Source organism: Kerstersia gyiorum (genome assembly GCF_048595715.1).
Taxonomy (GTDB): Bacteria; Pseudomonadota; Gammaproteobacteria; order Burkholderiales; family Burkholderiaceae_B; genus Kerstersia; species Kerstersia gyiorum.
Window position 1 is genome coordinate 748335 of sequence record NZ_CP169556.1, and the last position, 21522, is coordinate 769856.

Sequence of the window (21522 nt, forward strand, 5' to 3'; positions counted from 1 at the left end):
CTCTGCTGATGCAAATCAGCGAAACGCGAAAGCGATGCAGTAGGAAGTTCAGTAGTTCAGTACCGAATTTGCAGTAACTGCTCTTTAACAACTTAACAGCCGATAAGTGTGGGCGCTTGGAATGAGTGTGCGATCCCAGCAATGGGAATGCCAAAATTATCAAGTGCCTACGAAAGAAGTAAGGTTTTATACCTCACTTCCTTTGAAAGCAAAGCGACATATTTCCGTCCCGGAAACGGGAAGGTATATGTAAACAACAGAGATTGAACTGAAGAGTTTGATCCTGGCTCAGATTGAACGCTAGCGGGATGCTTTACACATGCAAGTCGAACGGCAGCACGAGGAGCTTGCTCCTTGGTGGCGAGTGGCGAACGGGTGAGTAATATATCGGAACATGCCCAGTAGCGGGGGATAACTACTCGAAAGAGTGGCTAATACCGCATACGTCCTACGGGAGAAAGCAGGGGACCTTCGGGCCTTGCACTATTGGAGTGGCCGATATCGGATTAGCTAGTTGGTGGGGTAAAGGCCTACCAAGGCGACGATCCGTAGCTGGTTTGAGAGGACGACCAGCCACACTGGGACTGAGACACGGCCCAGACTCCTACGGGAGGCAGCAGTGGGGAATTTTGGACAATGGGGGAAACCCTGATCCAGCCATCCCGCGTGTGCGATGAAGGCCTTCGGGTTGTAAAGCACTTTTGTCAGGAAAGAAATCGCCCGGGATAATACCTCGGGTGGATGACGGTACCTGAAGAATAAGCACCGGCTAACTACGTGCCAGCAGCCGCGGTAATACGTAGGGTGCAAGCGTTAATCGGAATTACTGGGCGTAAAGCGTGCGCAGGCGGTTCGGAAAGAAAGATGTGAAATCCCAGGGCTTAACCTTGGAACTGCATTTTTAACTACCGGGCTAGAGTGTGTCAGAGGGGGGTGGAATTCCGCGTGTAGCAGTGAAATGCGTAGATATGCGGAGGAACACCGATGGCGAAGGCAGCCCCCTGGGATAACACTGACGCTCATGCACGAAAGCGTGGGGAGCAAACAGGATTAGATACCCTGGTAGTCCACGCCCTAAACGATGTCAACTAGCTGTTGGGGCCTTCGGGCCTTAGTAGCGCAGCTAACGCGTGAAGTTGACCGCCTGGGGAGTACGGTCGCAAGATTAAAACTCAAAGGAATTGACGGGGACCCGCACAAGCGGTGGATGATGTGGATTAATTCGATGCAACGCGAAAAACCTTACCTACCCTTGACATGTCTGGAATCCCGAAGAGATTTGGGAGTGCTCGCAAGAGAACCGGAACACAGGTGCTGCATGGCTGTCGTCAGCTCGTGTCGTGAGATGTTGGGTTAAGTCCCGCAACGAGCGCAACCCTTGTCATTAGTTGCTACGAAAGGGCACTCTAATGAGACTGCCGGTGACAAACCGGAGGAAGGTGGGGATGACGTCAAGTCCTCATGGCCCTTATGGGTAGGGCTTCACACGTCATACAATGGTCGGGACAGAGGGTTGCCAAACCGCGAGGTGGAGCTAATCTCAGAAACCCGATCGTAGTCCGGATTGTAGTCTGCAACTCGACTACATGAAGTCGGAATCGCTAGTAATCGCGGATCAGAATGTCGCGGTGAATACGTTCCCGGGTCTTGTACACACCGCCCGTCACACCATGGGAGTGGGTTCTACCAGAAGTAGTTAGCCTAACCGCAAGGAGGGCGATTACCACGGTAGGATTCATGACTGGGGTGAAGTCGTAACAAGGTAGCCGTATCGGAAGGTGCGGCTGGATCACCTCCTTTAAGAGCATATGTACACGAAGCGAAAGCGTCCACGCTTATCGGTTGTTGTTTAGGATGAGTCGGTAGCAGGAGAGGAATGGGAAGTCACCTTCCTGGTTCTGCTCCGGTACAGACTCTAAGGTTTAGGGTCTGTAGCTCAGTCGGTTAGAGCACCGTCTTGATAAGGCGGGGGTCGTTGGTTCGAATCCAACCAGACCCACCAACGGTTTTGCAGTATGAAGATGCTGTGGATTGGGGGATTAGCTCAGCTGGGAGAGCACCTGCTTTGCAAGCAGGGGGTCGTCGGTTCGATCCCGTCATCCTCCACCAAACCTTGGTTTGCCCTGGAAACAACAAACTTATCGGATTTGAGTTCAACGGTGAGCGCACGCGAGTGTGTTGATCGTTGGGTTTAGACCTGACGGCTGTTTTGTTCTTTAACAATTTGGAAGAAGCACAACGAGAAGTGTTTAACATGGAATCGCGCAAGCGATGAAATTTTAGATACGGGTTGTGATTGCAAAATCGAAAAGTTCAATTCTCAAGACTTCGAGAAATCGAAGTTGCTTTGAATGAACGGCACAATCGCATACAGCATAGCCTATAGCCGACATGGTTATAGGATCAAGCGACTAAGTGCACATGGTGGATGCCTTGGCGATTACAGGCGATGAAGGACGTGGTAGCCTGCGAAAAGCTACGGGGAGCTGGCAAACAAGCATTGATCCGTAGATGTCCGAATGGGGAAACCCACTCCGCAAGGAGTATCCTGCACTGAATACATAGGTGCAGAGAAGCGAACCGGGTGAACTGAAACATCTCAGTAGCTCGAGGAAAAGAAATCAACCGAGATTCCGAAAGTAGCGGCGAGCGAAATCGGAAGAGCCTGTACGATTTAGCGGTAATGATAGTGGAATGGATTGGAAACTCCAGCCGTAGCAGGTGATAGCCCTGTACACGAAATCAATACTGTGGAACTAAGCGTACGACAAGTAGGGCGGGACACGTGAAATCCTGTCTGAAGATGGGGGGACCATCCTCCAAGGCTAAATACTCGTAATCGACCGATAGTGAACCAGTACCGTGAGGGAAAGGCGAAAAGAACCCCGGAAGGGGAGTGAAATAGATCCTGAAACCGTGTGCATACAAACAGTAGGAGCCTCCTTGTGGGGTGACTGCGTACCTTTTGTATAATGGGTCAGCGACTTACATTCAGTGGCAAGCTTAACCGAATAGGGGAGGCGTAGCGAAAGCGAGTCCGAATAGGGCGTTCAGTCGCTGGGTGTAGACCCGAAACCAAGTGATCTATCCATGGCCAGGTTGAAGGTACCGTAACAGGTACTGGAGGACCGAACCCACTAATGTTGAAAAATTAGGGGATGAGCTGTGGATAGGGGTGAAAGGCTAAACAAACTTGGAAATAGCTGGTTCTCTCCGAAAACTATTTAGGTAGTGCCTCGCGTATTACTGCCGGGGGTAGAGCACTGTTATGGCTAGGGGGTCATGGCGACTTACCAAACCATGGCAAACTCCGAATACCGGCAAGTACAGCGCGGGAGACAGAGCACCGGGTGCTAACGTCCGGACTCAAGAGGGAAACAACCCAGACCGCCAGCTAAGGTCCCGAATTATTGCTAAGTGGGAAACGAAGTGGGAAGGCATAGACAGTCAGGAGGTTGGCTTAGAAGCAGCCACCCTTTAAAGAAAGCGTAATAGCTCACTGATCGAGTCGTCCTGCGCGGAAGATGTAACGGGGCTAAGCAATAAACCGAAGCTGCGGGTGTATATCTTAGATATACGCGGTAGGAGAGCGTTCTGTAAGCCTGCGAAGGTGGCTTGTAAAGGCTGCTGGAGGTATCAGAAGTGCGAATGCTGACATGAGTAGCGATAAAGGGGGTGAAAAGCCCCCTCGCCGTAAGTCCAAGGTTTCCTGCGCAACGTTCATCGGCGCAGGGTGAGTCGGCCCCTAAGGCGAGGCAGAGATGCGTAGCTGATGGGAAACTGGTTAATATTCCAGTACCGTCGTATAGTGCGATGGGGGGACGGATCGCGGAAGGTCATCAGGGTGTTGGAAGTCCCTGTTTCTGCATCGAAGAAGGCGCTTAGGCAAATCCGGGCGCGTAATTCAAGGGTGTGGATCGAGTGAAACTTGTTTCACGAAGTGATTGGAAGTGGTTCCAAGAAAAGCCTCTAAGCTTCAGCTATACGAGACCGTACCGCAAACCGACACAGGTGGACGGGATGAATATTCCAAGGCGCTTGAGAGAACTCGGGATAAGGAACTCGGCAAATTGATACCGTAACTTCGGGAGAAGGTATGCCCTTGTAGCGTGATGCACCTGCGTGCAAAGCGTGAAGGGGTCTCAGAGAATCGGTGGCTGCGACTGTTTATTAAAAACACAGCACTCTGCAAACACGAAAGTGGACGTATAGGGTGTGACGCCTGCCCGGTGCCGGAAGGTTAAGTGATGGGGTGCAAGCTCTTGATCGAAGCCCCGGTAAACGGCGGCCGTAACTATAACGGTCCTAAGGTAGCGAAATTCCTTGTCGGGTAAGTTCCGACCTGCACGAATGGCGTAACGATGGCCACACTGTCTCATCCCGAGACTCAGCGAAGTTGAAGTGGTTGTGATGATGCAATCTACCCGCGGCTAGACGGAAAGACCCCATGAACCTTTACTGTAGCTTTGCATTGGACTGTGAACAAATCTGTGTAGGATAGGTGGGAGGCGTTGAAAGCGAGTCGCCAGATTCGCCGGAGCCAACCTTGAAATACCACCCTGGTTTGTTTGCGGTTCTAACCTTGGCCCGTTATCCGGGTCGGGGACAGTGCATGGTGGGCAGTTTGACTGGGGCGGTCTCCTCCCAAAGTGTAACGGAGGAGTTCGAAGGTACGCTAGAGACGGTCGGAAATCGTCTTGATAGTGCAATGGCATAAGCGTGCTTAACTGCGAGACTGACAAGTCGAGCAGGTGCGAAAGCAGGACATAGTGATCCGGTGGTTCTGAATGGAAGGGCCATCGCTCAACGGATAAAAGGTACTCTGGGGATAACAGGCTGATACCGCCCAAGAGTTCATATCGACGGCGGTGTTTGGCACCTCGATGTCGGCTCATCACATCCTGGGGCTGTAGCCGGTCCCAAGGGTATGGCTGTTCGCCATTTAAAGTGGTACGTGAGCTGGGTTTAAAACGTCGTGAGACAGTTTGGTCCCTATCTGCCGTGGGCGTTGGATACTTGACGGAGCCTGCTCCTAGTACGAGAGGACCGGAGTGGACGTACCTCTGGTGTACCGGTTGTCATGCCAATGGCATTGCCGGGTAGCTAAGTACGGAAGAGATAACCGCTGAAAGCATCTAAGCGGGAAACTCGTCTGAAGATAAGGTATCCCGGGGGCTTGACCCCCCTGAAGGGTCGTTCGAGACCAGGACGTTGATAGGCTGGGTGTGGAAGTGCAGTAATGCATTAAGCTAACCAGTACTAATTGCCCGTGCGGCTTGATCCTATAACGATGGCGGTTAATAAACCTGCTAACGTCTGTATGACAAGTGCCGTTCAAAACTCAAAACCTGGCTGCTCCGTCAGCAGCCAGGCCAACGAAATAAATTACAACCTCAAGTGTGCGATGAGTTATACTCTCGCACCGTGTGTTTCTTCCGAATTGGGCCAGGATGGCTAAATCCCATCCCAGCCAAACAGTTACGCTTGACGACCATAGCAAGGTGGTACCACTCCTTCCCATCCCGAACAGGACAGTGAAACGCCTTCGCGCCGATGATAGTGGACGGACGTCTGTGAAAGTAGGTCATCGTCAAGCTCTTATCCTCAGAACCCCTCTCTGCACACGCAGAGAGGGGTTTTGTCTTTGGGGAACCGGAATTCTCCATCGCAGCGAACATCGGGTGGCGTGTGTCTCCAGAGTAGCCGTCCGGCGAACCCACCTTGTGCCGGCGGAGCAGTATGCACTCTGCGGAACAGATCGGGGCTGGCCCGAGACGCCGTCGGCGGTACACGGCGGAATACAAAAGTGACTTGGCGATACAGTGTCTGCAGTCGCATGTGTCGATTGCCTCGATCGCGTTGGCCCACGGATTGAACGCCAATCTGCTACGACGTTGGGTCGGGGAGTACATAAAGACAGCCTGAATGCAGCGCCCACGTCATCGGGGCGCCAGCCTGCCTCAGCCTGCGGGCTTCAGCACCAGAATGTGATCCCCGGCTTCATCGGTGCCGCCGTCATGCACCCAGCCCAGATGACGGTAAAAACCGTAGGAACGTACCTTGGGATCACTGGAACAGGACAGGAACAGGGTTTGCCTGCCCAGGCGCCGCCATTTGGCTCAGACGTGGCTGCCCAGCGCTTCGCTGATCTGGCGTGCCGCCAGTTGCACAACCGGAATTAGCGCACGCATGCGTGCTTCGTCGGTATAGGGGGCCGTGCCGGTCACGCTGATTGCGGCGATGATGCGGTTACTGATGTCGCGCACGGGCGCTGCCACGCAGCGTATGCCAGCAGCATTTTCTTCGAGATCCATGCTGTAGCCGCCCTGGGCATAGCGCGCCATCATTTCCATCCACGCATCGCGAGGAATCTGGATGTCGCCCCGGCTGGCATCATGCTCGTAGCGTTGCAGCCATTGCTCAGGGGTTTCGTCGAGGATCAGTGATTTGCCGACACCAGTGCCGCAGATCGGTTTGCGCCCGCCGATGCGGGTGTTGACCTGTACCGGGCGCTGGCCGCCAATCTTGTCCAGATAGATGATGCCGTTGCCATCCAGCGACGCCAGATGCACGGTATCCTGGGTTTCTTCGGCCAGTCGCTCAAGATGTGGCCGGGCGCAACTGGTGAGCGTGGACTCCCGGTATGCGGCAAAGCCCAGCTCCAGCAAACGGTTGCCCAGGCGGTAGCCCCGGCGAGGTTCGAAATGCAGATAGCGTGCCTGTACCAAGGCGGAGGCCAGCCGGTGCGTGGTGCTGAAGCTGACACCGGTACGGGCGGCAATCGCCTGCACGGTAATGCAGCCATCGGCGACGGCATCTATGATGTCCAGGCCGCGAAACAAGGTCTGGCTGGCCAGGGCACGAGGAGCAGGATCGGTCGTTGACATAATGGAGGCTATTCTACCCGTGGGCAGGGCGTTGGCGCAGGGAGTCTGGCAAGGATAAAGGGCCGTACGGAGCCGGGAAGACCGGCGTGCGCTGATCCGGCCCCTGGGCTGATTTCGGCAGGCTTGCCAGTCGGTGGGTGAAATAGCCCAAGCCAAAGCAAAGGCCAAAGCAAAAGCCGGCGCATTCCTGCGCCGGCTTTTGCTTATTGGCAGCCCGTGCCGGTGCAACACACCGCTCCGGGCTGCCGGTAAGAGCTTGGTATTTGGTATCAGGCCGATTTTTTCAGCAGATCCAGCGCTACATCGACGATCATGTCTTCCTGGCCGCCGACCATGCGACGCTTGCCCAGCTCGACCAGGATATCGACCGTGCTGATGCCGTATTTCTTGGCAGCCACTTCCGCATGGCGCAGGAAGCTGGAGTACACGCCAGCGTAGCCCAGCGCCAGGGTTTCACGGTCCACACGCACCGGACGATCCTGCAGGGGGCGCACGATGTCGTCGGCGGCATCCATCAGCGTGTAGAGGTCGGTGCCGTGGTTCCAGCCCAGGCGTTCGGCGGCGGCGATGAAGACTTCCAGCGGCGCATTACCGGCACCTGCGCCCATGCCTGCCAGGCTGGCGTCGATGCGATCGCAGCCTTCTTCCACGGCGACGATGGAGTTGGCGACACCCAGCGACAGGTTGTGGTGGGCGTGCATGCCGGTGGTGGTTTCGGGCTTGAGCACGGCTTTCAGCGCGCGGAAGCGGTCACGCACATCCTGCATGCCCAGTGCGCCGCCGGAATCCACCACATAGATGGTGGTGGCGCCGTAGCTTTCCATCTTCTTGGCTTCGATCGCCAGGTTTTCCGGCGTGGTCATGTGGCTCATCATCAGGAAGCCGACCGTGTCCATGCCCAGTTCGCGGGCGCGTTCGATGTGCTGCTTGGAAACGTCGGCTTCCGTGCAGTGGGTGGCGACGCGGACGATGCTTGCGCCGGCCTTGTGGGCGTTTTCCAGGTCATGGATGGTACCGATGCCGGGCAGCAGCAGCGTGGCGATCTTCGAGTGGCTCAGTTCGCCGGCGACGGCTTCGATCCATTCCAGATCGGTATGCGCGCCGAAGCCGTAGTTGAAGCTGGAGCCTTGCAGGCCGTCACCGTGGGCCACTTCGATGGAATCGACTTTGGCCTTGTCCAGTGCGCGGGCAATGTCCTTGACGTTCTGAATGGAGTACTGGTGGCGGATGGCGTGGCTGCCATCACGCAGCGTGACGTCGGAAATATAGAGTTTCTTGCCGGGATTGAAGGGCATGATAAGTCTCCCCCTCAGGCGTTGATGATCGACTCGGCCATGCTTTCGGCAGTGGCCAGCGCGGCGGAGGTCATGATGTCCAGGTTGCCGGCGTAGGCGGGCAGATAGTGCGCCGCGCCTTCGACCTCCAGGAATACCGAGGTTTTCAGGCCGCTGAATTTGCCCAGGCCGGGGATGTTCAGGGGCGCTTCCGGCGGAATGACGTCGAACTGCACTTTCTGCTTGAGGCGATAGCCCGGCACGTAGGCATGGACGGCAGCGGCCATTTCTTCAATGGATTGCTCCACCTTGGCCTGGTCGGCGGCTTCGCTCAGCACATAGACCGTGTCGCGCATGATGAGCGGCGGCTCGGCCGGGTTCAGAACGATGATGGCCTTGCCCTTGGCTGCGCAGCCCACCTGTTCGATGGCGCGCGAGGTGGTCTCAGTGAATTCGTCGATGTTGGCTCGCGTGCCGGGGCCGGCCGATTTGCTGGCGATGGAGGCCACGATTTCCGCATAATGCACTTTGGCCACGCGGGATACGGCAGCAACCATGGGGATGGTTGCCTGGCCGCCGCAGGTGACCATGTTCACGTTGGCTTCGTTGATGTGCTCGCTCAGGTTCACGACAGGCACGCAATACGGGCCAATGGCAGCAGGCGTCAGGTCGATGACACGGATGCCCGGCTTGGCTTCGCGCAGGCGCTTGTCGTTCTTGACGTGTGCACCAGCGCTGGTGGCGTCGAAAACGAAGTCGATATCAGCGAAAACCGGCAGCTTGATCAGCCCTTCGACGCCTTCGTGCGTCGTTGCGACACCGAGGCGCGCAGCACGCGCCAGGCCGTCGGAGGCAGGGTCGATGCCGACCATTGCGCCCATTTCCAGGTTTTTGCCGTGCCGCAGTATCTTGATCATCAGGTCCGTGCCGATATTGCCGGAACCGATGATCGCGGCCTTGAGTTTTTTCTCTGCCACGTCAGTCTCCATCACCAGGCCGCGCTGCATGCCCGGCCTTCTTGTATGTTCCGCGGCTGCCCGGATGACGGCCGCTGCCTCTGACCTCGTCGTCGAGGACGCGAGGTTCCCGGAAAGATTAACGTGCTTGACCTTAATTTTCAACATATAAGATTTGTTCTCATATATTGAGATTTATAGCTGGCCTGGAACAGGTGAGCGTGCCAGGGCATGGCGGTGGTAGGCAGGATGCCATCATGGCGTCACGATGGCGGGCGGAATTGCATTTTTCTTAATGCATAAATCAATGGGTGCTAATTTCCATTGGCTATTTCAATTTCAGGGAATCGTCATGAGCATATAGATATTGGTTATTGATTAAATGCCGGCCGCGCAGCGGGGTCATATAAGGAAATAAAAAAAGAGTAGTGGTGCGACCAGGGCCATTGCGGGTTCAATTCAATTTTGGATGGCGGAATTGCACATAGCGGGGCGCCGTCACCCGATCGAATAGAAAGCTGCCTGGCAGGCTGCCAGCGACGGCAATGAATGAATCCCTTAGAAAAGGTCGCACTATGTTGAGCAATATCAAGCGGTTCCTGCTGGCCAGCGCCATTGCGCTGGCGGTGACGCCTTCGTTCGCAGCAGATAAATTGCGTATCGGCGTGGTGCCGGGCGCCTATGCTGATTCCATCAATGCCGCTGCCCAGGAAGCCAGGAAACAGGGTATTGAAGTCGAGGTGATTGAATTCACTGATTGGACGACGCCGAATGTCGCAGTGAATAACGGCGATATCGACATCAATTATTTCCAGCACCAGCCATTCCTGAATAACGCCAATGCCAAGCAGGGTTTCAAGCTGGTGAGCGCCGATACCGGCATTCTGGCCAATGTCGGGCTGTATTCGCTCAAGCACAAGAGCGTCGATGACGTGCCGCAGAACGGCAAGGTCGGCATCGCCAACGATCCGGTGAACCAGGGCCGAGGCCTGCTGCTGTTGCAGAAGGTCGGGCTGATCAAGCTGAAGCCCGAGGTCGGTTACCTGGGCACGCTGGACGATATCGTTGAAAACCCCAGGACTCTGAGCTTTGTCGAAGTCGAAGGGCCGCAACTGGTGCGCATCACCGGGGATGTGGACATCGCCCAGGGCTATCCCCATTTCATCGTTGCGGCCAAGGCCTTCGACCCCTCCAGCGGGCTGGCCTACTCGGGCATTGAAGACGCGCAATTTGCGATCCAGTTCGTCGTCAAGGAAGGCCGCGAAAAAGACCCCGTCATCCGCAAGTTCATCGACATCTACCAGCAGTCGCCCGAGGTCAAGGCAGTGACGCGCCAGTCGTTCAATGACGATGATCGGCTCTACACCCTTGCCTGGGTGCGCAAGTAAGGGGTCTGCTGCACAGCATGGGACGCCAATACGGATCTTTATGCGTTGCCCGCAGGCAGCGCGGACGAAGGAGAGAATCATGACACTTACGACCGCCTTGCGGCGCAGTCTCGTACAAGGTGACGTTTTCGATGGCGGCTACGCGATCGGTGAAGACGCCGTGCAGGAGCAGGTAGAAGGGGATGCCGAACAGGCGCTGACGGCCACGGCCGGCGCCGGGTCGGTATCCTTCCGGCAGGTGGGCAAGATCTACCGCTCATCGGCGGGTGAGGTGCCGGCGCTGGAAGATATCAACCTGGATATCCCTGCAGGCAGTGTTTTCGGCATCATTGGCCGCAGCGGCGCGGGCAAGTCCAGCCTCCTGCGTACCATCAACCGCCTGGAGCAACCGACCAGCGGCCAGGTGCTGGTCGATGGCGTGGATATCGGCCAGCTCAACGAGAGCGAACTGGTACGGTTGCGCCGCCGGATCGGCATGATCTTCCAGCATTTCAACCTGCTGTCCGCCAAAACGGTGTTCGACAACGTGGCGCTGCCGCTGACCGTCGCAGGCGTGCCGCGCCAGAAAATCACGCAACGCGTGAACGAACTGCTGGCTCTGGTAGGGCTGCAGGACAAGCAGGATACCTACCCGGGCCGTCTGTCGGGCGGGCAGAAGCAGCGCGTGGGCATTGCACGGGCGCTTGCCACCCATCCCGAGATCCTGCTGTGCGATGAAGCTACTTCGGCGCTGGACCCCGAAACCACGCATTCGATCCTGGCCCTGCTGCGGGATATCAATCGCCGACTGGGCATTACCGTCATCCTGATCACGCACGAAATGAGCGTGATCCGGGAAATTGCCGACCAAGTCCTGGTGCTGGAGCAAGGGCGCATTGTCGAGCAGGGCGAGGTCTGGAAAGTCTTCGGCGCGCCGCAGCACGCGGCCACGCGCGCGTTGCTGGCCCCACTGCAGCATGGCTTGCCCGAAGACTTGCAGGCGCGGCTGTTGCAGCGCCCGCCGGCCAGTGGCCGCTACGAGCAGATCCTGGCGCTGGGCTATAGCGGCGAAAGCGGCCTGGAGCCGGATTTCCAGCGTATCGCCCAGGCTCTGCCGGGCGACCAGCGCCTGATCCATGGCGGCGTGGATCGCATCCAGGGGCATGCGCACGGGCGCCTGTTGCTGGCGCTCGATGGCAAAACCCTGCTGCCGGATTTCAATCGACTAACGCGAGGCCCGGAGGCTATCGCGCATCACATAGAGGTAATCGGTTATGTCGCTGACGCTGTCCATTCCCGCTGATCGCTACTGGCAGGCCCTATCCGACACCTTGATGATGGTCGGGGTGTCCGGTGTCATCGCCTTCGCCGCAGGCATTCCGCTGGCGATCCTGCTGATTGTCACCGCGCCCGGCGGCTTCCTGGAGTCGCCACGCGTCAACCGCATCATCGGCAGCGTGGTCAACGGTTTTCGCGCCACGCCTTTCATCGTGCTGCTGGTTGCCCTGATTCCCTTTACCCGTCTGGTGGCGGGAACCACCATCGGTGTCTGGGCCGCCATTGTGCCGCTGGCTATCAGTGCGACGCCGTTCTTTGCGCGGATTGCCGAAGTCAGCCTGCGTGAAGTCGACCCGGGGCTGATCGAAGCCGCCCAGGCCATGGGCTGCAAGAAGTGGAGCATCGTGCGGCACGTCTATCTGCCGGAAGCCCTGCCTGGCATCGTCGGGGGATTCACCATCACTTTGGTGGCACTGATCAGTTCGTCCGCCATGGCTGGCGCCGTGGGCGCCGGCGGCCTGGGGGACCTGGCGATTCGCTACGGATACCAGCGCTTCGACACGCAGGTCATGTTGATCGTGATTGCGGTGTTGATCGCTCTGGTGTCGGTGGTGCAGGCCGGGGGAGACGCCTATGTGCGTTGGTTGCGCAGCCGTTGATCGGCTGTTTTCAATGCAGACAAGGGAAGAAGCACTGATGAGCAAGAACGCCACGGGCCAGGAAAGCCTGCCTCATACCCAACCCACCGCCGAGGCCGGCCGGCTGCCGTTGCCGCCCCGTGTGCCGCATCGGATCGCCAGCGAGGCGGAAGCGCTGGAAATTGCTTCCGCCCTGGCCGAAGAGTTCCGCCAGTCGGCGGCCCAGCGCGACCGCGAACGCCGTCTGCCCTGGGATGAAATCGAACGCTACACCGCGAGTGGCCTGGGCGCCATCACGGTGCCCAGGGAGCATGGCGGCCTTGGCGCTTCCTATGAAACGCTGGCCCGGGTGTTCGAGACCATCTGCGCCGCCGATCCTTCATTGGGTCAGATTCCCCAGAACCATTTCGCGTTGATCCAGAACCTCAAGGACACCGGTACGCCGGCGCAGCAAGCGCGCTGGTTTCGTGCCGTGCTCGAGGGCCATCGTTTCGGCAATGCCGGTCCTGAGCGCAAGGCCAAAGCCGGGCATTTGTACCAGGCGACGGCGCGGCTGCACCGCGATGCGCAAGGAGGCTTGCGAGTGAGCGGCACGCGCTTTTATTCGACAGGGGCGATCTTCGCCCACTGGATTCCGTTCCGCGCCGTGGACGAAGCCGAGCGGCCGGTGCAAGTGTGGGTCAGGCGCGATGCACCGGGCGTGCAGGTCATTGATGATTGGAGTTCTTTCGGGCAGCGGACGACCGCCAGTGGCAGCGTGGTCTTCGATGCGGTTGCGGTCGATGAGGCCGATGTGGTGGCCGTGTGGCGCCATGCGGGAATTCCCAATCTTTCCGGGCCAGTATCGCAACTGATCCAGGCCGCCATAGATGCCGGCATCGCTCGTGGCGCGCTGGCCGATGGCCTGGCGTTCGTGCGCGAAAAAAGCCGCCCCTGGGTGGACTCGGGTGTCGCCAGCGCCAACCTGGACCCGCACTTGATCCAGGAGGTCGGCCAGCTGCAGGTTGATGTGGATGCCGCCCAGGCCGTCCTGCTGGAAAGCGCCAGAACGCTGGATGAGCTGGCTGCTGGCAGGGTGGATGAAGCCGTGTCCGCCAGGGCATCGGTGGCCGTTGCCGAAGCCAAGATACTGACGACGGAAGCCGCACTGGCCGCTAGCGAGCAATTGTTCGCGCTGGCCGGTTCGTCGTCCACGCGCGCTGCGCACAACCTGGACCGCCACTGGCGCAATGCGCGGGTCCACACGCTGCATGATCCGGTGCGCTGGAAGTATCACCTGCTGGGTAACTATCTGCTCAATGGTGCGCTGCCTGGCCGCCACCAGTGGAATTGATCCGGCAGGACACGCGCAAGTGCCGCCATGCATGGCCTTGCCTGGCGGTTTTATCCGGAGCCGAGGGCTCGTTGAATGACGGTGCAGGCAGACCGGCCCTGGTGGCCGGGCCGGCAGGCGCCAGGTTGGCAGGGAGGAAGGGCAATGACACGATATGACGATGCGGCAGCGTTGCTGGAGAACGATGAGGCGGCCTTGCCGCTGGCGCCCCGCGCCGCGCAGCCGGCGGCAGTGATCCGCGATGAACACGAAGCCTTGCAGGTGGCACGTCGCCTGGCTGACGAACTGGCGGTGGGGGCCGTGCGCCGGGACCGTGATCGCATTCTGCCGTGGCGTGAAGTCGAGGCGTTCAGCCAGAGCGGCCTGTGGGGTATCACGATTCCCAAGGCCTATGGCGGGGCCGAGGTGTCGGCCGGTGTGCTGGCGCAGGTGGTCGCCACTATTGCGGCGGCAGATGGCAATTTCGGCCATATTCCGCAGAACCATTTCTATTCGCTGGAAGTGTTGCGCGTGGGCGGTTCAGAAGAGCAGAAGGCTTTTTTCTATGATCGCGTGCTGCGCGGCGAGCGCCTGGGCAATGCGCTGGCGGAGATCGGTCACAAGGATTTCAAGCGCCGCACGCATTTATTGCGTGAGCCCGATGGCTGGTATGTGGAGGGCAGCAAGTTCTATTGCACCGGGGCGATTTTCGCGCACTGGATTCCGACCCTGGTGAGTGCGCAGGACCCCGATGGCGAACGCCAGTATCTGGTGTTCGTGCCGCGTGAAGCCGATGGGGTGGAAATCACCGATGACTGGGATGGTTTCGGCCAGCGCGTGACGGGCAGCGGCTCGGTGCGCTTCCGGCGTGTGCGTGTCGATCCGGCCTGGGTGGTGCCGTTCCAGACCTCTTTCGACAGGCCGACGACCATCGGGCCATTCGCGCAGATCATCCATGCCGCGCTTGATGCCGGTATCGGCCATGGTGCCCTGGCTGCGACCCTGCCTTTCGTGCGCGAACATGCGCGCCCCTGGATAGATGCCGGTGTCGAACGCGCCAGCGACGATCCCCTGCTGCTGGAACAGCTGGGCAACGTGCACCTGCGCTTGCGCGCTGCAGATGCCCTGATCGCCCGTGCTGCGCGGCTGGTCGATGCTGCGCAGCAGGCGCCGGACGAGGAGAGCGTCGCGCAGGCATCCATCGCCGTGGCGCAGGCCAAGGCGCTGAGTACCAGCGCCAGCCTGTTGGCGGGCAACAAGCTGTTCGAGCTGTCCGGTACCGGCGCCACCCTGGACGGTCTTGGGCTGGACCGTTTCTGGCGCAATGCGCGCGTACACACCCTGCATGACCCGGTGCGCTGGAAGTATCACGCCATCGGCAACTACGCGCTCAACGGCGTGCGTCCGCCGCGTCACGGCGCACTTTGATTTCCCATGGAATCCATGATGAAGCAGACTTTCCTGAAAACATTGGTGGTGCTGGCCGCAGCCAGCCTGCTGGGTGGCATCGCCAGCGCCGCACCGCTCAAGATCGGCGTGGTGCCTGGCATTTTTGCGGATTCGGTCGAGGTTGCCGCCACCGAGGCTCGCAAGCAGGGCCTGGAAGTGCAGGTAGTCGAGTTCACCGATTGGGCCACGCCCAATGTCGCGCTAGATGCCGGCGATATCGACCTGAACTACTACCAGAACAGTAACTACCTGGCCAACGCCATGCGTGACAAGGGGTTCCGATTCACCAGCGTGCAGGCAGGCATCCTGTCCTACCTGGGGCTGTATTCGCTCAAGCACGATTCGCTGGACGCCATTCCTGATGGCGCCACGGTAGCGATCGCCAGCGATGCGGTCAATGTCGGCCGCGGCTTGCGCCTGCTGCAACATGCGGGCCTGATCACACTGCGCCCGGACACTGGCCTGCTGGGGACGCTGGAAGATATCCAGTCCAACCCGAAGAAGCTGAAGTTCGTCGAAGTGGAAGGGCCGCAATTGGCTCGCGCCACGCAGGACGTGGACCTGGCGCAAGGCTTTCCCTATTTCATTCTGGCGTCCAAGGCTTTCGACGCGACCAAGGCGCTGGCACTGACGCGTTACGAGGATGACTCCTGGGCCATCCAGTTCGTGGCCCGCCAGGACCGCGCGGCAGACCCGCGCATTGCCGCTTTTCTTGAGGTCTACAAGAATTCGCCGGCCGTGCGCCAGACCATCGAGCAGTTCTACCAGAACGAGTCCAGGCTCTATCGCCTGGCCTGGCTGGACAAGTGAGGATCGCCATGTCGGGACAGAAAAAGCAGATCCACGTCAACGCGTTCAATATGAACTGCGTCGGGCATATTCATCATGGCCTGTGGACGCATCCACGTGACCGGTCCACCGAATACCACACGCTGAAATACTGGACGGATATTGCCAGGACGCTGGAGCGCGGTTTGTTCGACGGCCTGTTCATTGCCGATGTGGTGGGGTACTACGATGTTTACCAGGGCAATGTCGATCTGACCTTGCGTGAGGCCGTGCAACTGCCGGTAAACAACCCCTGGTTGCTGGTGTCCGCCATGGCGGCGGTAACCGAGCATATCGGCTTCGGTGTGACGGCGACGGTGGGGGCGCTCAACCCCTATACCTTCGCACGCGACGTTTCCACGCTGGACCAGCTCAGCAACGGCCGCATCGGCTGGAATATCGTGACCGGCTATGTGGATAGCGGTGCTCGCGGGCTGGGCCAGGACGGGCTGGCCGAGCATGATGTGCGTTATGACCGGGCCGAGGATTTCCTGACGCTGGCCTACAAGCTCTGGGAAGGCAGCTGGGAGGACGGCGCCGTGATCGCGGACCGCGCGCGGCGCATCCATGCACTGCCGGAAAAAGTGCACGCCATTCAGCACGAAGGTCCGTTCTATCGTGCCAATGCCATTCACATGAGCGCGCCTTCGCCGCAGCGCACGCCAGTGCTGTTCCAGGCGGGAACATCCGCTCGCGGGCGCAGTTTTGCCGGTCAGCATGCCGAAGGTATCTTCATCGGTGCAGCCACGCCGGCCGCCGCCCGTGAAACGTCGCGGCGCCTGCGTCAGGCGGCGGCAGACGCGGGGCGGGACCCGGCTGCGCTCAAGATCTATGCTGGCGTCGCGGTCGTGGCGGGGCGGACCGAGGCCGAAGCCCGGGAGAAGTATGCGGATTACCTGAGCCATGCCAGCGCAGAGGGCGGGCTGGCGCATTTTTCCGCCAGCACCGGTATTGATTTCTCACGCTATGACCTGGACGAACCCATCCAGTACGGCAAAAGCAATGCCATCCAGTCCGCGGCCCAGGCGGCGCAGCAACAGGGCTGGACCACGCGCCGCCAGCTGCTGGAACAGTTCCGGCTGGGCAGTCGCTACAACACGATCGTGGGGGATGCGGCGCAGGTGGCGGATGAGCTGGAACGCTGGATAGACGAAGGGGAGATAGACGGTTTCAACCTGACACGCATCGTGGTGCCGGAAACCTGGGAGGACTTTGCCAATATCGTCGTGCCTGAGTTGCAGAACCGCGGGCGCTACCGCACGGCCTACGAACCGGGCAGCTTCCGCCAGAAGCTGTTCGGCCAGGGGGATCGCCTGCCCGAGAGTCACCCGGCCGCACGCTGGCGTGTGCGCGCCGGTATGCAGCCGGCGCCTGCTGCGGAAATACCGGTGGAGGTGCAATCATGACCACGGGCCAAAGCACAAGCCTCGGCCTGAAGGCCGAGGTCAAGCGAGGCATTCTCCATACGGCGCCGCAGGCGCCCCCGTATGGCGGCGGAGAAGCGCCGGCCCTCGGGCCGGCGTTCTTCACGCAGGGGAAAAACGGACGGCGCTTGCGGTGGCTGGGCCTGCATGCATGCCGGACGTTCGGGCTGCTGGCATTGTGCCTGGGCGCGGCCGGTGCCCAAACGCTGAAAGTCGGGGTGACGCCGGGGGCGCTGGCGGATTCAGCGCAGATTGCCGCAGATGAGGCCAGGGCGGCCGGGCTGGAGGTGCAGATTGTCGAGTTCACCGATTGGACCTTGCCCAATACAGCCCTGGTCAATGGCGACCTGGATCTGAACTATTACCAGCACCAGGCGTTCCTGGATACATTCAACCGGGAAAATCGTCAGGACCTGCGCAGCGTGGGGCCAGGAGTACGAGGCAATATCGGCCTGTTCTCACGGCGTTACACCACGCTGGCATCCTTGCCGCAAGGCGCGCGGGTTGCGCTGGCCAACGACACATCCAACCAGACCCGGGCGCTGGAAACCTTGCAGGAAGCCGGACTGATCCGCTTGCGGCCGGATGCTCCCCGGTTGGCGCAACTGGACGATATCGCCGAAAACCCCAAGAAGCTGAGTTTCATCGAGCTGGCCGGTCCGCAACTGCCCCGCGCGCTTGATGATGCCGATCTGGTCGTTGTCACGCCCGGCAGCCTGGTGCAGGCAGGGCAGAACGAAGTCGCGCACCAGGGGCTGTTCTACAGCACGGGTACGGACACGTTCTGGGGCATCCAGTTCGTGACGCGGGCCGATAACGCCAACGACCCCCGCGTCCGCCAGTTCGTCAGCATCTACCAGTCTTCCGCTGCGGTCCGGCAGCGCGTGCATGACTCCTATGCTGGGGAAGAAAAGTTCTACAGCCTGACCTGGCTGGCCGCGTCGCCGGCACAGCCGGTCGCCGAAGTGAAATAGAGACCGAAATGATTCAACATGTGAAGAAGAAACTGTGGCTGGCGCTCGGGGCCGCCGGCCTGACTCTGGCCGTGGCCGCGCAGGCGGCTCCCTTGAAAATCGGGGTGTCGGCTGTGACCGCGCCATCGCTGGAGGCGACGGCGGCAGAGGCCAGGAAGCAAGGGCTCGATGTGGAGGTCATCGAGTTCAGCGACTGGACCACCCCCAACGAAGCCCTGGCGTCGGGAGACCTGGACGCCAACTATTTCCAGCATCTGCCGTTCCTGGAAAACGCCGTCAAGGTGCGAGGCTATCGCTTTAAGGTGGCGGATGTCGGTTTCCTGATGAACGTCGGCGTGTTTTCCAAGTCGATTCGTTCGCTGGACGCGGTGCCGGATGGCGCAACGGTGTCGGTCTACGATGACGTCACGAATCAGGGGCGCCAGTTGCTGTTCCTGCAGAAACTGGGGCTGATCAAGCTGAAAAATCCTGAGGATTCTTTCAGCACCGTGTATGACATTACCGAGAATCCGCGCAAGCTGAAATTCGTGGAAATTCCAGGCCCGCAACTGGCGCGTGCGCTGGATGACGTAGACCTCGCGGTGGGCGCGCCCTTGTTTTTCGTGGCGGCAGGACGCAGCGATGTCGCTTCAAGCGGCCTGGCGTACTCCGGGGCGGAGGATGAAAAATATGCAATCCATTTCGTGGTCCGTGATGGCGAACCGGCAGACCCGCGCCTGCAACAGGTGATCCGTATCTATCAGGATTCACCGGTGGTACGCGCGCAGATCCATGAGTCGCTGGGCAAGGATGAAAAACTCTACACCTTGCCCTGGCTGGAGAAGCCGCCGCGCTAAGGCAGGTCAATATCATCAGGCCAGCGCCCCGGTCCCTGCGATGCAGCAGGCGCCGGGGCGTTTTGTCAGCGGTCGGCGAGCTGGAACAGCCGTGCCGCATTGCCATACAGCAGCCGGTCCAGGGCATCCTCGCGGAAACCCAGCTGCAGGAAATCTTCCACACTCTGGCGGATGGGCCGGAATGTATAGGACGACCCGAACAACAGCTGGTCGGCCAGGAAACTGTTGGCCGCCTGCACATAGTGCTCGCTGCCGGGCTGGAACAGATACATATCCGGCACCAGGTGGACGTTCTCGTGGCGGAACGCCAGGCCGATAGCTTGCTGCACGTTCGGCCAGTAGCCGTGATAGACCACCAGCGGCAGGTCCGGGAACGCCTGAGCCACGCGGGCCAGTCCGGCCGGGTCGTTGAAACGCGGGTCTGGCGTGGTCGGTCCGCTCATCAGGAACACTGGCACGCCCAGGCTGCGCGCGAGTTCATAGACAGGCCAATAGACCGGATCGTCGGGGTGCCGTGCCGGTTCACCAAAGCCGGGCTCCAGGTCGATGCCGGACAGGCCCAGTGTCTTGATGGCGCGCTCGATTTCCGCCAGCGCGGCCTGTTCGCCCTGCAGAACCGGGTCGACACCGGCAATGCCCAGCAGTTCATCGTGGCCGTGCACGATCTGGTGGATCGTGTCGTTGGGCAGATGCTGGCTGGGTGTGTGGCGGCCCACGACGACGGCCTTGCTCAGGCCGGCATCACGGACTTCCTGCAGGAAGCCGTCCTGGGTCAGCGATTTTTCGAAATGGGTGTCGCTGCCGCGCGTACCGACGCGCCGGTTCAGCCAACGTGCCGTGGCGTGTTCTGGCGATTCGGGGGTGGCACCGAAAAAATCGTGCAGGAATGCCGGACGACAGCGCATGTCGATGATTTTGCGGCTCATGATGCGGATTCCTTGAGCGCACGGGTGGCGCGGATGTCGAAGGCGCCGCCGGTCTGGGCCTGGTCGATGAGGGTGACCGGGCGCTTGCCCAGCAGCGGAAACACCAGTTCGGCGAAGCGGATGGACTCCTCCAGATGCGGATAGCCCGACAGGACGAAGGTATCGGCGCCCAGGTCGGCATATTCCTTGAGCCGTTCCGCCACGGTGGCGGCATCGCCGACCAGTGCGGTGCCCGCGCCGCCGCGCACCAGGCCGACGCCGGCCCAAAGATTGGGAGCGACTTCCAGGCGGTCGCGGCGCCCGCCATGCAGGGCCGCCATGCGGGCCTGGCCGACTGAGTCCATGCGAGCGTAGTTCTGCTGGGCCAGCGCGATATCTTCGTCAGTCAATTTGCTGATGAGGCGATCGGCCTCGGCCCAGGCCTCGTCATTGGTTTCGCGCACGATGACGTGCAGGCGCACGCCCAGCTTGAGCTTGCGGCCGTGGCGTGCGGCGCGGCGGCGGATGTCGGCGAATTTCTCCGCCACAGCTTCTGGCGGTTCACCCCAGGTGAGATAGGCGTCCAGCTGGCTGGCCGCCAGTTCGTGCGCGGCGTCGGATGAACCGCCGAAGTACAGCGGCGGGTAGGGTTGCTGCACCGGCGGAAAATAATTCCGGCCTTGTTTGACGGTGAAATATTTGCCTTCGAAGTCGACGCTTTCGCCCGACAACAGGCGGCGCCAGATAGTCAGGAATTCCGCCGCATAATCGTAGCGGGCATCGTGGTCGAGAAACACCCCGTCGGCGGCCAGTTCGGTGGCGTCGCCGCCCGGTACGACATTGAGCAGCAGACGTCCGTGCAGGGCCTGGTCAAGCGTGGCGGCCTGGCGCGCGTTGGAGACCGGCGCGCCCAGCGAGGTGCGCAGCGCCACCAGCAGTTTGATGCGCTGCGTGACGGGCACGAGGCTGGCGGCGACTACCCAGGGGTCCAGGCAGGAACTGCCGGTAGGAATCAGCAGCCCGTCATAGCCCAGGTTCTCGCTGGTGGTGGCGATGCTGCGCAGGTATTCGACAGTGGGCGCGCGCCCGAAATCCGACTTGCCCAGGTAGCGGGTGTCGCCCGACGTCGGGAGAAACCAGAAAATTTCTGGTGGAACCTCGAAATTGGCACTCATACGGTGGTTTCCTGTGACGGGGTGCAGGGGATGCGAGGCAGCATCCTGGCCGTCAGGCCCATGGTCGTATGGTTCGTCGTGCCATGGCATGGCGCCGTGGCGCCATGCGGCGGCTCATGAGCCAGGTGCGATGGCGTAAAGCTGCCGGGAAAGTGCTGCCGCAGAACCTCATTAAAGAACCCGGCCGGGCATGGGCCAACGAAATTTATGGCATTAGTT

15 protein-coding genes, 2 tRNA genes and 3 rRNA genes are annotated in these 21522 nt (G+C 60.0%); 15 read left to right on the top strand and 5 right to left on the bottom strand.

Annotated features, from left to right (window positions below; all coding sequences use genetic code 11):
• Positions 1-265: 265 nt before the first annotated feature.
• The 6 genes from ACEW7X_RS03290 to ACEW7X_RS03315 all read left to right on the top strand — a co-directional run bounded on the left by ACEW7X_RS03290 (position 266) and on the right by ACEW7X_RS03315 (position 5925).
• Positions 266-1800: ribosomal RNA gene (locus ACEW7X_RS03290) — 16S ribosomal RNA — on the top strand.
• Between the two features lie 125 nt (positions 1801-1925).
• Positions 1926-2002: transfer RNA gene (locus ACEW7X_RS03295), tRNA-Ile, on the top strand.
• A 31-nt stretch (positions 2003-2033) separates the two neighbouring features.
• Positions 2034-2109: transfer RNA gene (locus ACEW7X_RS03300), tRNA-Ala, on the top strand.
• Between the two features lie 292 nt (positions 2110-2401).
• A 23S ribosomal RNA gene (locus tag ACEW7X_RS03305) occupies positions 2402-5284 on the top strand.
• Between the two features lie 199 nt (positions 5285-5483).
• A 5S ribosomal RNA gene (rrf, locus tag ACEW7X_RS03310) occupies positions 5484-5596 on the top strand.
• The 16S, 23S and 5S rRNA genes sit together here with 2 tRNA genes alongside, the layout of an rRNA operon.
• Before the next feature lie 143 nt (positions 5597-5739).
• Positions 5740-5925: a transposase gene (locus ACEW7X_RS03315; protein WP_372726478.1), complete on the top strand. Its 186-nt coding sequence runs from the start codon at positions 5740-5742 to the stop codon at positions 5923-5925.
• 194 nt (positions 5926-6119) lie between these two features.
• Here ACEW7X_RS03315 and ACEW7X_RS03320 read toward each other — a convergent pair whose 3' ends face one another.
• From ACEW7X_RS03320 to ACEW7X_RS03330, 3 genes are all read right to left on the bottom strand, one after another.
• Positions 6120-6887 (bottom strand): IclR family transcriptional regulator, encoded by a 768-nt coding sequence (locus ACEW7X_RS03320; protein ID WP_068375072.1) that lies wholly within the window; start codon positions 6885-6887, stop codon positions 6120-6122.
• A gap of 269 nt (positions 6888-7156) precedes the next feature.
• The gene (dmpG, locus tag ACEW7X_RS03325) at positions 7157-8182 is read right to left on the bottom strand and encodes a 4-hydroxy-2-oxovalerate aldolase (RefSeq protein WP_420177605.1); all 1026 of its coding nucleotides are present in this window, start codon (positions 8180-8182) and stop codon (positions 7157-7159) included.
• Between the two features lie 14 nt (positions 8183-8196).
• On the bottom strand, positions 8197-9150 hold the full coding sequence (locus ACEW7X_RS03330; protein WP_420177905.1) for an acetaldehyde dehydrogenase (acetylating): 954 nt from the start codon (positions 9148-9150) through the stop codon (positions 8197-8199).
• 542 nt (positions 9151-9692) lie between these two features.
• Here ACEW7X_RS03330 and ACEW7X_RS03335 point away from each other — a divergent pair.
• From ACEW7X_RS03335 to ACEW7X_RS03375, 9 genes are all read left to right on the top strand, one after another.
• Positions 9693-10505 carry a MetQ/NlpA family ABC transporter substrate-binding protein gene (locus ACEW7X_RS03335; RefSeq protein WP_068375067.1) on the top strand — a complete coding sequence of 271 codons (813 nt, stop codon included), beginning with the start codon at positions 9693-9695 and terminating at the stop codon, positions 10503-10505.
• 79 nt (positions 10506-10584) lie between these two features.
• Positions 10585-11787 (top strand): methionine ABC transporter ATP-binding protein, encoded by a 1203-nt coding sequence (locus ACEW7X_RS03340; RefSeq protein ID WP_083969764.1) that lies wholly within the window; start codon positions 10585-10587, stop codon positions 11785-11787.
• Positions 11759-12421 carry a methionine ABC transporter permease gene (locus tag ACEW7X_RS03345; protein ID WP_068375064.1) on the top strand — a complete coding sequence of 221 codons (663 nt, stop codon included), beginning with the start codon at positions 11759-11761 and terminating at the stop codon, positions 12419-12421. Before ACEW7X_RS03340 ends, ACEW7X_RS03345 begins: the two co-directional genes overlap by 29 nt.
• Before the next feature lie 37 nt (positions 12422-12458).
• On the top strand, positions 12459-13733 hold the full coding sequence (locus ACEW7X_RS03350; RefSeq protein WP_127773232.1) for an SfnB family sulfur acquisition oxidoreductase: 1275 nt from the start codon (positions 12459-12461) through the stop codon (positions 13731-13733).
• A 144-nt stretch (positions 13734-13877) separates the two neighbouring features.
• The gene (locus ACEW7X_RS03355; RefSeq protein ID WP_083969763.1) at positions 13878-15140 is read left to right on the top strand and encodes an SfnB family sulfur acquisition oxidoreductase; all 1263 of its coding nucleotides are present in this window, start codon (positions 13878-13880) and stop codon (positions 15138-15140) included.
• Between the two features lie 18 nt (positions 15141-15158).
• Complete coding sequence (locus tag ACEW7X_RS03360; protein WP_127775531.1) at positions 15159-15971, top strand: MetQ/NlpA family ABC transporter substrate-binding protein; 813 nt, start codon at positions 15159-15161, stop codon at positions 15969-15971.
• 8 nt (positions 15972-15979) lie between these two features.
• Positions 15980-17395, top strand: coding sequence for an LLM class flavin-dependent oxidoreductase (locus ACEW7X_RS03365; RefSeq protein ID WP_130487325.1), 1416 nt, complete (start codon positions 15980-15982; stop codon positions 17393-17395).
• On the top strand, positions 17392-18387 hold the full coding sequence (locus tag ACEW7X_RS03370; RefSeq protein ID WP_130487324.1) for a MetQ/NlpA family ABC transporter substrate-binding protein: 996 nt from the start codon (positions 17392-17394) through the stop codon (positions 18385-18387). Before ACEW7X_RS03365 ends, ACEW7X_RS03370 begins: the two co-directional genes overlap by 4 nt.
• A gap of 20 nt (positions 18388-18407) precedes the next feature.
• Entirely contained in the window at positions 18408-19223 is an 816-nt protein-coding gene (locus ACEW7X_RS03375; RefSeq protein WP_242611477.1) for a MetQ/NlpA family ABC transporter substrate-binding protein, read from the top strand.
• Between the two features lie 65 nt (positions 19224-19288).
• On the opposite strand, the gene ACEW7X_RS03380 is transcribed toward ACEW7X_RS03375, so the two are convergent.
• Together ACEW7X_RS03380 and ssuD are read right to left on the bottom strand one after the other, a co-directional pair.
• Positions 19289-20149: an amidohydrolase family protein gene (locus ACEW7X_RS03380; protein ID WP_420177606.1), complete on the bottom strand. Its 861-nt coding sequence runs from the start codon at positions 20147-20149 to the stop codon at positions 19289-19291.
• Positions 20146-21303, bottom strand: a complete 1158-nt coding sequence (gene ssuD / locus ACEW7X_RS03385) for an FMNH2-dependent alkanesulfonate monooxygenase (protein ID WP_127773238.1) — start codon at positions 21301-21303, stop codon at positions 20146-20148. Before ssuD ends, ACEW7X_RS03380 begins: the two co-directional genes overlap by 4 nt.
• Positions 21304-21522: the final 219 nt, after the last annotated feature.

Coding starts and splice junctions, on each gene's coding strand:
- ssuD (WP_127773238.1), bottom strand. CDS start 21,303: ATGAGTGCCAATTTCGAGGTTCCACCAGAAATTTTCTGGTTTCTCCCG.
- ACEW7X_RS03335 (WP_068375067.1), top strand. CDS start 9,693: ATGTTGAGCAATATCAAGCGGTTCCTGCTGGCCAGCGCCATTGCGCTG.
- ACEW7X_RS03350 (WP_127773232.1), top strand. CDS start 12,459: ATGAGCAAGAACGCCACGGGCCAGGAAAGCCTGCCTCATACCCAACCC.
- ACEW7X_RS03345 (WP_068375064.1), top strand. CDS start 11,759: ATGTCGCTGACGCTGTCCATTCCCGCTGATCGCTACTGGCAGGCCCTA.
- ACEW7X_RS03380 (WP_420177606.1), bottom strand. CDS start 20,149: ATGAGCCGCAAAATCATCGACATGCGCTGTCGTCCGGCATTCCTGCAC.
- ACEW7X_RS03340 (WP_083969764.1), top strand. CDS start 10,585: ATGACACTTACGACCGCCTTGCGGCGCAGTCTCGTACAAGGTGACGTT.
- dmpG (WP_420177605.1), bottom strand. CDS start 8,182: ATGCCCTTCAATCCCGGCAAGAAACTCTATATTTCCGACGTCACGCTG.
- ACEW7X_RS03330 (WP_420177905.1), bottom strand. CDS start 9,150: ATGGAGACTGACGTGGCAGAGAAAAAACTCAAGGCCGCGATCATCGGT.
- ACEW7X_RS03320 (WP_068375072.1), bottom strand. CDS start 6,887: ATGTCAACGACCGATCCTGCTCCTCGTGCCCTGGCCAGCCAGACCTTG.
- ACEW7X_RS03370 (WP_130487324.1), top strand. CDS start 17,392: ATGACCACGGGCCAAAGCACAAGCCTCGGCCTGAAGGCCGAGGTCAAG.
- ACEW7X_RS03360 (WP_127775531.1), top strand. CDS start 15,159: ATGAAGCAGACTTTCCTGAAAACATTGGTGGTGCTGGCCGCAGCCAGC.
- ACEW7X_RS03315 (WP_372726478.1), top strand. CDS start 5,740: ATGCACTCTGCGGAACAGATCGGGGCTGGCCCGAGACGCCGTCGGCGG.
- ACEW7X_RS03365 (WP_130487325.1), top strand. CDS start 15,980: ATGTCGGGACAGAAAAAGCAGATCCACGTCAACGCGTTCAATATGAAC.
- ACEW7X_RS03355 (WP_083969763.1), top strand. CDS start 13,878: ATGACACGATATGACGATGCGGCAGCGTTGCTGGAGAACGATGAGGCG.